The sequence below is a fragment of the Aciduricibacillus chroicocephali genome (genome assembly GCF_030762805.1).
Classification (GTDB): Bacteria; Bacillota; Bacilli; order Bacillales; family Amphibacillaceae; genus Aciduricibacillus; species Aciduricibacillus chroicocephali.
In genome coordinates, this window is record NZ_CP129113.1 from 1,203,588 (window position 1) to 1,218,093 (window position 14,506).

The 14,506-nt window shown below is 42.3% G+C and carries 15 protein-coding genes; all 15 read left to right on the forward strand.

Annotated features, from left to right (window positions below; translation table 11 throughout):
* Positions 1-75: 75 nt before the first annotated feature.
* The 15 genes from QR721_RS06280 (at position 76) to QR721_RS06350 (ending at position 14,489) form a co-directional block, all read left to right on the forward strand.
* Complete coding sequence (locus QR721_RS06280) at positions 76-1,035, forward strand: polysaccharide deacetylase family protein (RefSeq protein WP_348029601.1); 960 nt, start codon at positions 76-78, stop codon at positions 1,033-1,035.
* 57 nt (positions 1,036-1,092) lie between these two features.
* A complete protein-coding gene (locus tag QR721_RS06285) occupies positions 1,093-1,323 on the forward strand; it encodes a YlmC/YmxH family sporulation protein (protein WP_348029602.1) in 231 nt (76 codons plus the stop codon).
* Between the two features lie 121 nt (positions 1,324-1,444).
* Positions 1,445-2,329, forward strand: coding sequence for a dipicolinic acid synthetase subunit A (gene dpaA / locus QR721_RS06290; protein WP_348029603.1), 885 nt, complete (start codon positions 1,445-1,447; stop codon positions 2,327-2,329).
* Positions 2,329-2,919, forward strand: a complete 591-nt coding sequence (gene dpaB / locus QR721_RS06295) for a dipicolinate synthase subunit B (protein WP_348029604.1) — start codon at positions 2,329-2,331, stop codon at positions 2,917-2,919. Before dpaA ends, dpaB begins: the two co-directional genes overlap by 1 nt.
* A 139-nt stretch (positions 2,920-3,058) precedes the next feature.
* A complete protein-coding gene (gene asd / locus QR721_RS06300; RefSeq protein ID WP_348029605.1) occupies positions 3,059-4,111 on the forward strand; it encodes an aspartate-semialdehyde dehydrogenase in 1,053 nt (350 codons plus the stop codon).
* A 20-nt stretch (positions 4,112-4,131) separates the two neighbouring features.
* Positions 4,132-5,349 carry an aspartate kinase gene (dapG, locus tag QR721_RS06305; RefSeq protein ID WP_348029606.1) on the forward strand — a complete coding sequence of 406 codons (1,218 nt, stop codon included), beginning with the start codon at positions 4,132-4,134 and terminating at the stop codon, positions 5,347-5,349.
* A 29-nt stretch (positions 5,350-5,378) separates the two neighbouring features.
* Entirely contained in the window at positions 5,379-6,242 is an 864-nt protein-coding gene (dapA, locus tag QR721_RS06310) for a 4-hydroxy-tetrahydrodipicolinate synthase (protein ID WP_348029607.1), read from the forward strand.
* A 166-nt stretch (positions 6,243-6,408) separates the two neighbouring features.
* The gene (locus QR721_RS06315) at positions 6,409-7,146 is read left to right on the forward strand and encodes a ClpP family protease (protein WP_348029608.1); all 738 of its coding nucleotides are present in this window, start codon (positions 6,409-6,411) and stop codon (positions 7,144-7,146) included.
* Positions 7,143-7,346, forward strand: coding sequence for a YlzJ-like family protein (locus tag QR721_RS06320; RefSeq protein ID WP_348029609.1), 204 nt, complete (start codon positions 7,143-7,145; stop codon positions 7,344-7,346). The genes QR721_RS06315 and QR721_RS06320 overlap by 4 nt, the downstream gene beginning before the upstream one ends.
* 115 nt (positions 7,347-7,461) lie before the next feature.
* Positions 7,462-9,777, forward strand: coding sequence for an FtsK/SpoIIIE family DNA translocase (locus QR721_RS06325; protein WP_348029610.1), 2,316 nt, complete (start codon positions 7,462-7,464; stop codon positions 9,775-9,777).
* 136 nt (positions 9,778-9,913) lie between these two features.
* Complete coding sequence (gene yfmF, locus QR721_RS06330) at positions 9,914-11,215, forward strand: EF-P 5-aminopentanol modification-associated protein YfmF (protein WP_348029611.1); 1,302 nt, start codon at positions 9,914-9,916, stop codon at positions 11,213-11,215.
* Positions 11,196-12,485 carry an EF-P 5-aminopentanol modification-associated protein YfmH gene (gene yfmH, locus QR721_RS06335; protein WP_348029612.1) on the forward strand — a complete coding sequence of 430 codons (1,290 nt, stop codon included), beginning with the start codon at positions 11,196-11,198 and terminating at the stop codon, positions 12,483-12,485. Before yfmF ends, yfmH begins: the two co-directional genes overlap by 20 nt.
* Entirely contained in the window at positions 12,485-13,204 is a 720-nt protein-coding gene (gene ymfI / locus QR721_RS06340) for an elongation factor P 5-aminopentanone reductase (protein WP_348029613.1), read from the forward strand. Before yfmH ends, ymfI begins: the two co-directional genes overlap by 1 nt.
* Positions 13,205-13,286: 82 nt before the next feature.
* Positions 13,287-13,535, forward strand: coding sequence for a DUF3243 domain-containing protein (locus QR721_RS06345; RefSeq protein WP_348029614.1), 249 nt, complete (start codon positions 13,287-13,289; stop codon positions 13,533-13,535).
* Between the two features lie 165 nt (positions 13,536-13,700).
* The gene (locus tag QR721_RS06350; RefSeq protein WP_348029615.1) at positions 13,701-14,489 is read left to right on the forward strand and encodes a DUF3388 domain-containing protein; all 789 of its coding nucleotides are present in this window, start codon (positions 13,701-13,703) and stop codon (positions 14,487-14,489) included.
* Positions 14,490-14,506 lie beyond the last annotated feature (17 nt).

Below are 14,506 nucleotides of genomic sequence, written 5' to 3' on the forward strand. Positions count from 1 at the left end.
TTTTTTGTTTGTCCAAAAAAATAGCATACTTGTCCGCTATATAAGCATAAGATGCATCGAAGGAGGCGGCCAACGATGTATCATTTAAGAAATTTAGCGACCGTACTAATTTTCGTTACAATGGTTTTGCTTGCTGGTAATCGATTTTATATGCCTTTTGGAAAAGAGAACGGAGATCTTTTAGTAAAAGAAGCAGCACTGCTAGAGGCTGGACAAGAAGATGCTCTATTGAAAAAAATCAAAGAAGAGGCAAAGCTAAGGGAAGAAAAGCCTGAAGATGCCTATATCGATCGTGTTTGGAAGAAAACCCCCGGGAGAAGTGGAATTAAAATTGACATACAGGAGTCTTACAAGCAAATGAAGAAAAAGGGTGAATTTGACCCGAATTTGCTTCTGAAAAAGGAAGTCACTCCAGCTACTGGGCTAAGTGATCTGCCGCCTTCCCCAATCTATAGAGGACATCCCAAAAAAGAGATGGCTGCTCTCCTTATCAATGTTTCCTGGGGAACCGAGTACATTCCATCAATGTTAAAAACATTAAAAGAAGAGAATGCACGTGCTTCCTTTTTTATAGAGGGCAAATGGGCAAAAGAACATCCGGATCTTGTTAAAATGATTGCGGATGAAGGTCATTTGATTGGTAATCATGCATATAGTCACCCTGATATGTCTCGTATTACAGCTGAAGAGATGAAATACCAAATTGCTGAAACGAATAAAATTATAGAGGCGATTATCAAGAAAAAGCCGGTTTGGTTTGCACCGCCTAGCGGTAGCTTTAATGAACAGGTTGTTAAAATTGCAGCTAAAGAAGATATGCATACAATCCTTTGGACAGTCGATACGATTGATTGGAAGAATCCGACTGTCTCAGTCATGCTGAATAGAGTGGAAACAAAATTGCATCCGGGTGCCACAATCCTCATGCATCCGACAAAAGCCACAGCAACGGGGCTCGGACCGATGATCAAGTCAATCAGAGCGAAAGGCCTGAAGCTCGGCACGATTGAAAAATTGACGAGCCCATCCAGGTAGTACCGGAATGAATTACTGCAGAATGAAATATATTTAGCTGAAGGGGTGTGTTGCGTTTTGCGTTACAGAGAGATGAGCAGCAAAGAAATTGTAAATATCAATGAGGGCGCCCGCCTCGGCATACTTGGCCAGACAGATTTGGAAATAGATCGTGAAACTGGAAAAATTAATGCCCTCATTATCCCGAACTATAAGTGGTTTGGCTTAAAAAAAGAAGGCGATGAAGTTAAAGTAGCATGGTCATCCATAGAAAAAATCGGTGAAGATATGATTATGATTAGAGATTAAGCTTGATTCCAAGCCTGCATCCTTAAGATGGATGCAGGCTTTTTGTTTTTTCACGAAAAAAGGGCCTTTGCATAAGCTGTACGGAAAGTCTGCAACTGATTTCAGGAGAGGTGTTGGATGCATGAAGCATAAAATTGCAGTAATCGGTGGCGATGCAAGATATTTGGAAATGATTCGTCAACTGCAAACGAACAAAGATATTGTTCTTATCGGCTACGACCAGCTTGATCAGAGCTATGCAGGGGCAAAGCGCACTGATTTGAAGAATATTGATGTAACTGAATTTGATGCGATTATTCTGCCGGTACGTGGAGTTGGAAAAGAAGGCGAGCTGGAAGCTGTATTTTCAGAGAAGGATATTAAGCTTCCGGCCGAGTGGTTCAAGCAATTAAAATCAGGCACTCTTATCTTTTCAGGTATCGCAGGAAGTACTCTGAAAGAGGCTTGCCAAAGTGCAGGTGTCGATTTAATTACGCTTATGGACCGAGATGATGTTGCGATATACAACTCAATACCGACAGCGGAAGGCGTATTGATCATGGCAATGGAAAACACTGATTTTACCATTCATGGATCCAATGTGACGGTTTCTGGGTATGGCCGTGTCGGAAAAACAGTTGCCCGTATGTTCAAAGCGCTAGGTGCGCACGTTACCGTAGCTGCAAGAACGACAGCAGAGCGAGCAAGAATTAACGAAATGGGATATAGGTCAGTCGATTTTGCAGAACTTCCGGTTGCTGCAAGCAGCGCAGATTTGCTCATTAATACTGTACCTGCCCACGTGATAGACAAAGGAGTCATCTGTGAGCTGCCGGCTCATTCAATCATATTAGATATTGCCTCCAAGCCTGGGGGAACTGATTTTGAATATGCTTCTCAACGTGGAATAAAGGCTATTTTGGCAAAGAGCTTACCAGGAGTTGTTGCACCGAGAACTTCAGGCAAAATCCTTGCAGATGTAATTAAAGAAGTATTGGAAGAGAAGAAGAAAGGAGCAAATATATAGTGACACTTGAAGGAAAACGAATAGGCTTTGGCCTTACAGGATCACATTGCACATACGATCAGGTTTTTCCGCAGATTGAAAAACTTGTTTCTGAAAAAGCGGAAGTAATACCGATCGTCTCCAATACAGTAAAATCGACTGACACAAAATTTGGCGAAGCCGCCGACCATTTGAAAAAGATTATTGAATTGACAGGAAGAGAACCGATTTCTACAATGCCTGGAGCGGAACCGCTTGGACCTAAGGAGCCTTTGGATTGCATGGTCGTTGCGCCACTAACAGGAAACTCCCTAAGTAAGCTGGCAAATGCTTTGACTGATTCACCTGTATTGATGGCTGTGAAAGCAACTCTTCGCAATGGAAGCCCGATTGTGCTTGGCATATCGACAAACGATGCCCTTGGCCTTAATGGAGTCAATCTGATGCGACTGATGGCCGCTAGGAATTTCTATTTCATCCCATACGGTCAGGATAACCCGTACAAAAAACCAACATCACTTGTTGCCAACATGGATCTGCTGCAAAAAACAGTCGAATATGCCCTGGAAGGACGCCAGCTTCAACCAGTTATCATACCGCATGAAGACTAAATATGGTAGAATGATAAATTAGACAGACCATACCGGGCCTGCTGCAATTTGGCAGGCTCCGGCATAAACCTGGCCGACTTCTAAAGGTCAGGATTATCATTTATAAGCAGATGAACTATCGAAAGGGGTATTGAACAATATGGCAGAACAAAAAGCATACAATGTAGCCGTCGTCGGAGCAACTGGAGCAGTCGGCCAGAAAATTATTGGAATTCTTGAACGTGAACCATTTTCAATTGGTGAAGTGAAACTACTATCCTCAAAGCGTTCAGCAGGTAAAGTGCTTCAATTTGCAGGGAAAGATATTACTGTTGAAGAAGCGACAACTGAAAGCTTTAAAGGCATAGACTTCGCTTTCTTCTCTGCTGGAGGATCGGTTTCAATAAAACTCGCTCCAGAAGCAGCTAAGCAAGGTGCGATTGTCATTGACAACACAAGTGCTTTCCGTATGGATGAAGGTACTCCACTTGTTGTCCCTGAAGTTAACTGTGAAGATATCAAAATGCAAAAAGGCATCATCGCAAACCCTAACTGTTCAACGATCCAGATGGTTGCAGCCCTCAAGCCGATTAAAGAAGCTTTCGGACTTACGAGAGTTATCGTATCGACTTATCAGGCAGTTTCCGGTGCTGGAAATGAAGCTGTAAAAGAATTGAAGGAACAGACTCGCAACTATCTTGAAGGTAAAGAAATGACTGCAAACATTCTGCCTGCAGGAAGCGATAAGAAGCATTATCCAATTGCATTTAACGCTTTACCGCAAATTGATGTGTTCCAGGATAATGGCTATACATTTGAAGAAATGAAAATGATTAACGAAACGAAAAAAATCCTTCATGATCCAAATCTCCATGTCGCAGCGACTTGTGTACGTCTACCGTTCATCTCATCACATGCGGAAAGTGTCTATGTGGAAGTGGAAAAAGAAGGGCTTTCTGTTGCCGATTTGCATAAAGTACTTGAAAAAGCAGATGGAGTCATTTTGCAAGACAATCCTTCTGAACAGATCTATCCAACACCACTTGAAGCTATGTCAAAAGATGAAGTATTTGTCGGACGTGTCCGCAAAGACCCTGACAATGCAAAAGGCTTCCATATGTGGATCGTTTCCGATAACCTATTAAAAGGTGCGGCACTCAATTCCGTACAAATTGCAAAAGCGATGATTAAAAACAACTATCTGAATTCATAATATCCGAGGTGTAAAGAAACATGCAGTTGCTCGTTCAAAAATTTGGCGGTACTTCCGTCCAGACGGAAGAAAACAGACAACATGTGATCCGGCATATTAAAACTGCCTTGATGAATGGCTATAAGGTTGTGGCGGTCGTATCAGCACTCGGAAGGAGACCTGACCCGTATGCAACAGATACACTGCTCGATCTTGTCGACTTCCCTGCCCATCAGACATCAAATAGGGAGATAGACATGCTGCTATCATGTGGCGAAACGATTGCCTCGGTCGTCGTCGCAAACGAACTCCAGAACAGTCATATCCGCGCTTGTGCGTTAAGTGGGGCCCAAGCAGGTATCCGAACAAATGACCAGTTCACCCAGGCAAAGATAACAGAAGTGAAGTCACAGCGTATTCTTGAAGAATTGAAAAATCAGGATGTAGTCGTCGTCGCCGGTTTTCAAGGCATGACAGAAAATGGTGATATTACAACCCTTGGCAGAGGGGGCAGTGATACGAGTGCCGCAGCACTTGGAGTTGCTCTTTCTGCAGAGTATATTGATATTTTTACGGATGTGAACGGAATCATGACAGCTGATCCGCGTGTCGTTGAGAAAGCGCGTCCGCTTGATATTGTCACTTATACCGAGATATGCAATATGGCGTATCAGGGGGCCAAGGTGATTCATCCGCGTGCAGTCGAAATTGCGATGCAGGGCAAAATTCCGCTGCGAGTCCGTTCCACCTATTTGGAGGAAGAGGGCACATTGATTACAACTTCGAGAAACATACTGATGGATACAGCAATTCCTGATCAAGTTGTGACTGGAATTGCACATATACCAAAGCTAGTTCAAATCCGAATTGAGACAGAAGAGGTGGACTCAGCACGCCAATCTGAGATTTTCAAAGCGATGGCTGAAGCTGGCATCTCTGTTGATTTCATCAATATTTCACCTAATACTGTGAAGTATACGATTCCAGAAGAAAGAATGAAAAAAGCTGTTCACATTTTGGAGACATTGGGCTTTAATCCTGAAGTGACTGAAGGTTGTGCTAAAGTATCCGCCGTTGGAGCAGGTATGACAGGTGTACCAGGCGTTGCTTCAAAAATCGTGCAGGCACTGACAGAAAAGGGTGTCCGTATACTTCAATCAGCGGATAGTCATACGACAATTTGGATCTTGACGCTAGAGAGCGATATGAAAGCAGCAGTCAATGCACTGCATGATGTATTCGAGCTTGGAGCGGAGTGACATTTTCCATTGACAGAGAGGTGGATACGATGGATTTTGGCAAAGTATTGACAGCAATGGTGACACCTTTTTCGGAAGATGGCAAAGTGAATTATGAAGAAACCGGACGTCTTGTGGAGCACCTCATTTCTACAGGAACAGAAGGCATTGTTGTGTGCGGTACGACAGGGGAATCCCCGACATTGACACATGATGAGAAACTTCAGCTATTTCGAAAGGTTGTCCAGGTTTCCGATGGAAGGGCGAAGGTAATCGCCGGTACAGGCGGGAACAATACCGAGGCTGCGATCACATTGACAAGAGAAGCAGAAGCTTGCGGTGTCGATGCAATCATGCAAGTGACACCTTCGTATAACCGACCGAATCAGCGTGGTCTGCATGCTCATTTTAAGGCAATTGCTAAATCAACGGGTCTTCCAGTCATGCTTTATAACATTCCAGGCCGTTCAGCCTGTAATCTGGAAGCAGAAACAACAATATCACTTAGCAAAATTGATAATATTGTTTCTGTAAAAGAGGCTAGTGGCAATTTCAATCAGGCATCCAAAATCATTCGCGAAACAGAGGATGACTTCTCGGTTTATTCTGGTGACGACAGCTTGACATTGCCGATGCTGTCAATTGGGGCTGCAGGAATTGTTTCTGTGGCGGCTCATGTCATCGGCAAAGAAATAAGTGAAATGGTGTATGCCTTTAAAGCGGGAGAACTCGAACGGGCAGCTCAATTGCACGGTGAACTCCTCCCGATCATGACTGGCATGTTCATTGCACCTTCACCAGCGCCGGTGAAAGAGGCATTACGTCTAAAAGGAATCGAAGCCGGTGGCTTACGGTTGCCGCTTGTTGATTTATCAGATGAAGACGCACAGTTTGTAAGGAATTTGTTTAATTGAGCAGTTTCTCTAAACGGTGGTTAAAGAACCCATGAAGCATTTTATATGCAACATGGGTTCTTTTTTTGTTTCATTTATTTTTTTACCATCCATCATTAAAAAAAGAATGACCTTTGCAGTAAACGCTCATACTACAAACAGCATGCACATATGGGAGGTCGTTTTAATGAAAAAAAATGAAACTAAGCCATCAATCAGTGAAAATGAAACAAAGCCAGAAAGTGAAGCAGCATCGGCAGTTGTCGAGAAGATTCAGCAACTTGGCCAGACGAATATTCCTCAGGCTCCTGATTCCAATATACATGTCCTTTCAATCATTGGACAGATAGAGGGGCATATACAGTTGCCTCCTCAAAACAAAACAACGAAATATGAGCATATACTGCCACAGCTTATTGCAATTGAACAGAATCCGAAAATTGAAGGGCTTGTCATTCTGCTTAATACAGTAGGGGGAGATGTAGAGGCTGGATTGGCTTTATCTGAAATGATCGCTTCTATTTCTAAGCCAACTGTCTCAATTGTTTTAGGAGGCGGCCACAGTATTGGCGTTCCAATTGCAGTTTCAGCTGATTATTCTTTTATCGTTCCGACTGCTACAATGACAATTCATCCTATTCGACTTACTGGACTAGTAATTGGAGTACCGCAGACATTTGAATATCTAGATAAAATGCAAGATCGTGTTATCCAATTCGTTGTGCAACATTCTGGCATCAAGGAGGATAAATTTAAGGACCTAATGATGGCAAAGGGTAATTTGACACGCGATATTGGAACGAATGTCGTTGGGGAGGATGCTGTGAAGTCTGGTCTTATTAATGAAGTTGGTGGTGTCAAACATGCAATGGCAAAAGTTCAGGAATTGATCAACCTTCAAAAAGAGCAGGAGGTCATCCAATGATTCTTTATACGCCATTATCCGCAACAGATATATTCCCTGTAGAACAAGCGAATAGAAGTGAACTCATCAATTGTAACGGCAGACAGATGCTAGCGCGAAATCTTGAGAATGGAAGTTATGAAATAGAGCAGCTTTTGTCTACGGATCCACATGACTTCATGCATGCTGATTATATGCCGGGTAATGTTCTGAAAGGTTGAAATCTCTTTTGTACGTCTAATTTATGCTATAATAAGGAAACACTCAAAAAACCCTTGCCGAGATTTGGCGAGGGTTTCAACATGGGTAAAATTGCTTCAGGCCGGAGGTGACACATTGGCCAAAAAAAGAAAAAAACGCAAGAGCCAATTAAAGGATCAAGTCAGATTCGAATTGATTGGACTACTGCTCATTGCTATTGCTATTTTCGGAAGTGGCGCATCTTTAATTAGTGATGGACTCATCCCGCGAAGTCTTGAATACATATTCCGTTTCGTGTTTGGAATCTGGTATTTTGTTGCATCGATCTATTTGCTGGCGACAGGTTTTTATATTATGGCGAAGCGTAAGCGACCTGACTTTCTTAATAAGAAGCTGATCGGTTTCTATATTAGCTTCGGCGGTATACTAATGCTGACACATATCCAGACGTTTGACAGATTGCTCGTTGCTGGCAACGATGTTTCGATTCTGAAAGCGACTTGGCATTATTTCATGGCCTATGTGCAAGGTGTTGGCACGGCAAGTCAAACAGGCGGAGGTATGGCAGGAGGTCTTCTTTTTGCTTTCTTCAGTTATTTATTTTCCGTTGCTGGAGCAAAAATTCTCTCGATATTGACGATACTGGCAGGAATTGTGTTCATTACAGAATTTTCGATAGGCGATTTCTTTGCGAAAATCATGGATAAGACATTTGAATCTATGAAAACTGCAAAAAAGAATCGAGCAGAGAAACGAGAGAAACGGAGAGCTGAAAAGGAACTGCAGCTTCAACTTGCCGCAGAGCAGGCTGAGGCTGAACTGAATGAGATGGTTTTCGCGGAAGAACCTTCTGAAGACGAGGAAACGAAGGAAGAAGATGTGCATATTAATTATGCCAGCGATGTACTTCCGGTAAAGAATAAGAATCAGAGTGAGCATGTGCAGGTGCCAGATGACAAACAAGCAAAACACCAAGAGGACTCTGCGTTCGATCAGCAGTTGGCTCAAAGCCTCGCTGTTCACGAGAATCATGATTATCGTTTGCCATCGTTTAAGCTATTGAAGGAACCAGTTCCGAATACACAGAACAAAGAAAAATCACACATTCAGGCGACTGTACGGAAGCTTGAAAAGACATTCCAAAGCTTTGGAGTAAAGGCGAAGGTAACTAAAGTACATGTAGGTCCAGCTGTTACTAAATACGAAATTTATCCTGAAGCAGGAGTTAAGGTAAGTAAAATTGTAAGCCTTCATGATGATCTCGCTTTGGCGCTTGCCGCTAAAGATATCCGTATTGAAGCGCCAATACCGGGAAAATCTGCTGTTGGGATAGAGGTTCCGAACCAAGAGATTGCGATGGTTTCATTGCGTGAAGTTCTGGAGAATCAGGCAAACCCTGCTAAGAAACTGCTCTTTGCTTTAGGAAGGGACATATCAGGAGATGCAGTTGCTGGGGAATTGAATAAGATGCCGCATTTACTCATTGCCGGTGCTACAGGTAGCGGTAAAAGTGTATGTGTAAATGGAATTATCGTTTCCATTTTAATGCGTGCCAAGCCGCACGAAGTAAAAATGATGATGATTGATCCGAAAAAGGTTGAGTTAAATGTATATAACGGTATACCTCATTTGCTTGCCCCGGTTGTAACAGACCCGAAGAAAGCGTCACAGGCTCTTAAGAAAGTCGTTGCCGAAATGGAGCGCCGCTATGAACTTTTCTCGGATACGGGTACGCGCAATATTGAAGGTTACAACGACCATGTTCGTCGCCATAATGAAGAACATAATAGCGATCAGCCTCATCTTCCTTATATTGTTGTCTTGGTTGATGAGTTGGCCGATTTAATGATGGTTGCATCAAATGATGTGGAAGACGCAATTACAAGGCTTGCTCAGATGGCACGGGCGGCTGGAATCCATTTAATTATTGCTACCCAGCGCCCTTCTGTAGATGTCATAACAGGAGTCATCAAGGCGAATATTCCTTCGCGAATCGCCTTTAGTGTTTCTTCCCAAACGGATTCAAGAACAATTTTAGACTCAGGAGGCGCCGAAAAATTGCTTGGACGCGGGGATATGCTTTATATGCCTGTAGGCACTTCCAAACCAACCCGGGTCCAAGGAGCCTTCCTGTCCGATGAAGAAGTTGAGAAGATTGTAAACCATTGTGTGGAACAGCAAAAAGCGGTCTACCAGGAGAATATGATTCCTGATGAGACAAACGAGGTCGCTGATGATGTAGATGATGAATTGTATGAAGATGCTGTTAAAATGATTGTTGAAATGCAATCGGCAAGCGTCTCTATGTTGCAGCGTCGCTTCAGGATCGGTTACACGAGAGCAGCAAGGCTGATCGATGCAATGGAGGATAGAGGGATTGTTGGGCCATATGAGGGCAGCAAACCGAGAACTGTGCTCGTTTCAGAAATGATGGATGAAGTGAATTCTTGAAGCAAAAGCGGCATTTTATACGAATGCCGCTTTTTGGCGAGCAGCTTTTGTTGTTAAAACGTGTATATAGGTTATACTATAGTGATAGATTATTTTCCCAATTCGCATATGGCGTGGGAGAATTGGAGGGAACACCTTGAAACAAATTAATGAACATATATATGAGGAAAAAGGGATGCGCCTGCATCTTATTCCAACTACGAAGTTCAAGACTTTGCATATGATTGCCAAGTTTCGTACTAAACTGAACAGAGAAGATATTACAAAACGCGCATTGCTGTCTTACGTATTGCGTCAAGGAACGAAAAATAATCCGACCCGCTCCGAATTAGAAGGAAAATTGGACGAATTGTATGGAGCAGGTCTTGGTATTGATGACGGCAAAAGAGGTGAGAACCATATCATCAGTTTCCGTCTGGAGCTTGCTAATGATAAGTTCATTCCAAATGCACCAAATATGATGCAGCAAGGAATTAATTTACTTCGTGAAGTTGTATTTGATCCAAACGCTTCTAATGGAAAATTTGCAGAAGATGTATTTAACCGCGAGCGGGAAACTCTGCGCCAGCGTATCCGCTCTGTGAAAGAAGATAAAATGAGCTATGCGCAGATGCGTCTAATTGATGAAATGTGTGAAGGAGAATCATATTCACTACACGTGCATGGATATGAATCTGACCTTGAATCCATTTCAGCAAGTGACCTCTATGCTTATTATGAAAAAATGATTGCAAATGATGAACTCGATTTATACATTCTTGGTGATTTTAATTTGGAAACGGCTAAAGAAACTGCAATTAATGCCTTTGGCCGCAATGCAGAGCCAAAGAAGATCAAATTGACACAAGTTCAGAGCAAGCATGTCTCCAAATTACGGGAGCTGGTGGAAAAAGAAAATATCCAGCAGGCGAAGCTTCATATCGGGTATCGCACACATTGTACGTATAGAGACCCGGAATATTATGCACTTCAAGTTTTTAATGGCATTTTTGGAGGTTTTCCGAATTCGAAACTATTCATGAATGTGCGGGAAAAACATAGTCTGGCATATTACGCAGCCTCCAGACTAGAAAGCCATGCAGGTCTTATGTTTGTATTCAGTGGAATTGCTCCGGATGACTACAGCAAAGCGCGTGAAATCATTGAATTGCAGCTCAAAGATATGAAAGCGGGCGATTTCACAGAGGAGATTCTTGAAGAGACAAAAGGTCTGATTATCAATGATATCCTGGAAACGCTGGATCACCCACAAGGAATTATTGAATTGAAATATCAGCAAGTGCTAGCAGGTGAGAATACAACACCTGATGAGTTGATTGAAGGTATCCGGGCTGTAAGTAAAGAGGATGTCTTGGCTGCAGCTGAAAAAATTGAAGAAGATATGGTTTATCTTTTGACCAGTGATGGAGGTGCTTCTGATGAACAAGCAGCTATATGAAACAATCGGTGAAACGCTTTATAAAGAAGAGCTCGGTAATGGGCTAACTGTTTTCCTTTTGCCTAAACAGGAAATGTCCAAAACTTATGCAATCTTTGGCACGAACTATGGCTCAATTGATCAGGATTTTGTACCAATCGGAAGCAAAGAAAGGGTTCACGTACCTGAAGGAATAGCTCATTTCCTTGAACATAAATTGTTCGAAAGCGAAAAGGGGGATGTATTTCAGGACTTTGGCAAGCAGGGTGCTTCTGCCAATGCATTTACATCTTTCACAAGCACAGCTTATTTATTTTCGGCAACAGATAATATAATCGAAAATACAAGGACATTGATTGATTTTGTCCAAGATCCTTATTTCACTGAACAGTCCGTGGAAAAGGAAAAAGGTATTATTGCTCAGGAAATCCGCATGTATGACGATCAGCCTGACTGGCAATCGTTTATGGGAACAATAAAGGCAATGTTCCACAATCATCCAGTCAATATTGATATTGCAGGAACAGTGGAATCGATCCAGGACATTACAAAAGATGACCTTTACACATGTTACAACACTTTTTATCATCCTGAAAATATGACTTTATTTATTGCAGGAAACTTTATCGCAGAAGAAATGCTTGACATGATTCGTGACAATCAGGCGAAAAAGCAGTTTGCTCAAATGGAACAAATTAAACGCTTCTATCCTGAAGAGCCGGAGACCGTTGTTGAAAAGAAGAAGGTCGTCCAAATGCCGGTCTCTATTCCGAAGAGCATTGTTGGTATAAAAGAGAAACATGTGCCTTCTGATCCGCTTGAATTTATTAAAACAGATCTATTCCTTGATATAATTATGGATCATTACTATTCAAAAGGTGGAAAATATTATCAGGAACTGTATCAAAGTGGACTTGTAGACAGCAGTTTTTACTATGATACGTCTCTCGAGAAAAATTTCGGATATTCCATGATTGGCGGCAATACTGAAAAACCTGATGAGTTTGCTGAAAAGGTTAAGGAGCAGCTCCTCTCACTTGCAGATGAAGAAATTAATGAAAACCGCTTCGAAGTTCTTAAACGCAAAAAGATTGGGCAAGTTTTGCGAAGCATGAATTCAATGGAATACATCGCCAATCAGTATATCCATTACAACTCTATCGGCTTTGATTTTCTCCAACTGGTACCAGTTCTGGAAAGTCTAAAAGCTGAGGAGCTTAACGGCTTTATGAACAATTGGATTGCAGAAGATCGCCTCGCTGTATTCCAGATTACTCCGGAAAGTAAATAATGAAAGGCAATGTTCTTCTAGTCGGTGCAAGTGGTGATATCGGAGCGGCAATCGCCCGTCAGCTGGAAGCAGCAGGTTTCGGCCTGCTGCTTCATTATAATCAAAATGCGAAGCGGATGGATGAATTGAGAGAGAAACTCCGTCCTGAATCCATATTGCTTGAGCTAAAAGCGGATTTGCGTGATGAGGAAAATGTGCATGCATTACTTGAACAGCTCGTATTTCCTGTTCATCACGTTGTATTTGCCAGTGGAGCTGCTGATTATGGATTGTTCCAGGATGTTACATATGAAAAAATGGATGAAATGCTCAATCTCCATGTTAAATCTCCGTGGGTGATTACGAAAAACCTTCTACCTTCTATGCTTTCAAACCAGTCTGGAAATATTGTATTCATTACGTCCATATGGGGAGCAGTCGGGGCGAGCAATGAAGTGATCTACTCCTCAGTAAAGGGTGCTCAAAACAGTTTTGTGAAAGCACTCGCAAGGGAAGTGGGCCCTTCTGGTGTTCGGGTAAATGCAGTAAGTCCTGGATATATTCGCACAAAAATGAATGCCCAGCTTAGTGAGGACGATAGCAATTTGCTTGAAGCGGAAATTCCACTTGGAAGAGCAGGGAACCCGCTTGACGTAGCAAATGCTGTAGCTTTTTTGCTTAATGAAAAATCTTCCTATATACATGGTGAAATTATGAACGTTGATGGCGGCTGGAGTTAAAACTTTTTTCAGTGCATAATGATTTCATTTCTTCAAATACTACTTAATGATTCAGAACTGTATTTTGAAGGAGGAAATTCAAATGTCGGTACTAGATAATTTTGATTCCTGGAAATCGTTTCTTGCCAACCGTTTAGAACAGGCGAAAGATCATGGTATGAGCCATGAGACGATCACGAACATCGCCCATGAAGTTGGCGGCTATCTGGCTAACAGAGTTGAACCTGCGAACGGCGAACAGGCCGTACTGGCGGATTTATGGAATGTTGCGTCAGAGGATGAACAGCAGGCAATTGCCAGTACAATGGTGAAGCTTGTTCAAAAGGGTTAATGGAAAAATGCGGAGAATCTTGACGATTCTTCGCATTTTTTGTTTGGGGGACTATTTAACTTCTGCTTTCATCCTTTTACGAAATGCTTTATTATTGTATAGGGATGAATTGCAATTGCAAAGGGTATTGGGTAACATGAATACATACGGAAAGGGGAATGGAGCATGCAAACGGAATGGTATTTTGAGTATGAAATCCGATTGAACAGGCCCGGAATCCTAGGGGATATCTCCTCGCTTCTTGGGATGCTGTCAATCAATATAGTTACCATTAATGGTGTCGAAAATGAACGCCGTGGCATGCTTCTCCGTTCCGAAAAGGAAGATCAGATCAAGCGATTTAAGTCGATTTTGGAAACAATTGATACCATTTCGATTACAAAACTGCGCAAACCTAAATTACGTGACAAGCTTGCAGTAAGACATGGGAAGTATATTCACCGTGATGCCGACGATCGCAAGACAATTCGTTTTGTCCGTGATGAGCTCGGTCTTCTTGTTGATTTTATGGCTGAGCTTTATAAAAAGGAAGGCCATAAACTCATTGGCATCAGGGGGATGCCAAGAGTAGGCAAAACGGAATCTGTTGTAGCTGCAAGCGTATGTGCGAATAAGCGCTGGCTTTTTGTTTCGAGTACTTTGCTTAAGCAGACAGTAAGAAGCCGTCTGATTGAAGGGGAGTACAGCAACGATAATATTTATATTATTGATGGGATTGTTTCCAAAAGAAGAGCCAATGAACAGCATTGGCAACTGATCAGGGAAATCATGCAATTGGAAGCTGTGAAAGTTGTCGAACATCCTGACATATTCGTGCAGGCAACTGAATATGATATGGATGATTTCGATTATATTATTGAACTGCGCAGTGATGAAAATGAGGAGATTACATATGAACCTATTGAGGAACCGCAATTTACAGAGAATGACGGTTTCAACATGTTCGATTTTTAAGTGGGGACGGTGTTGCT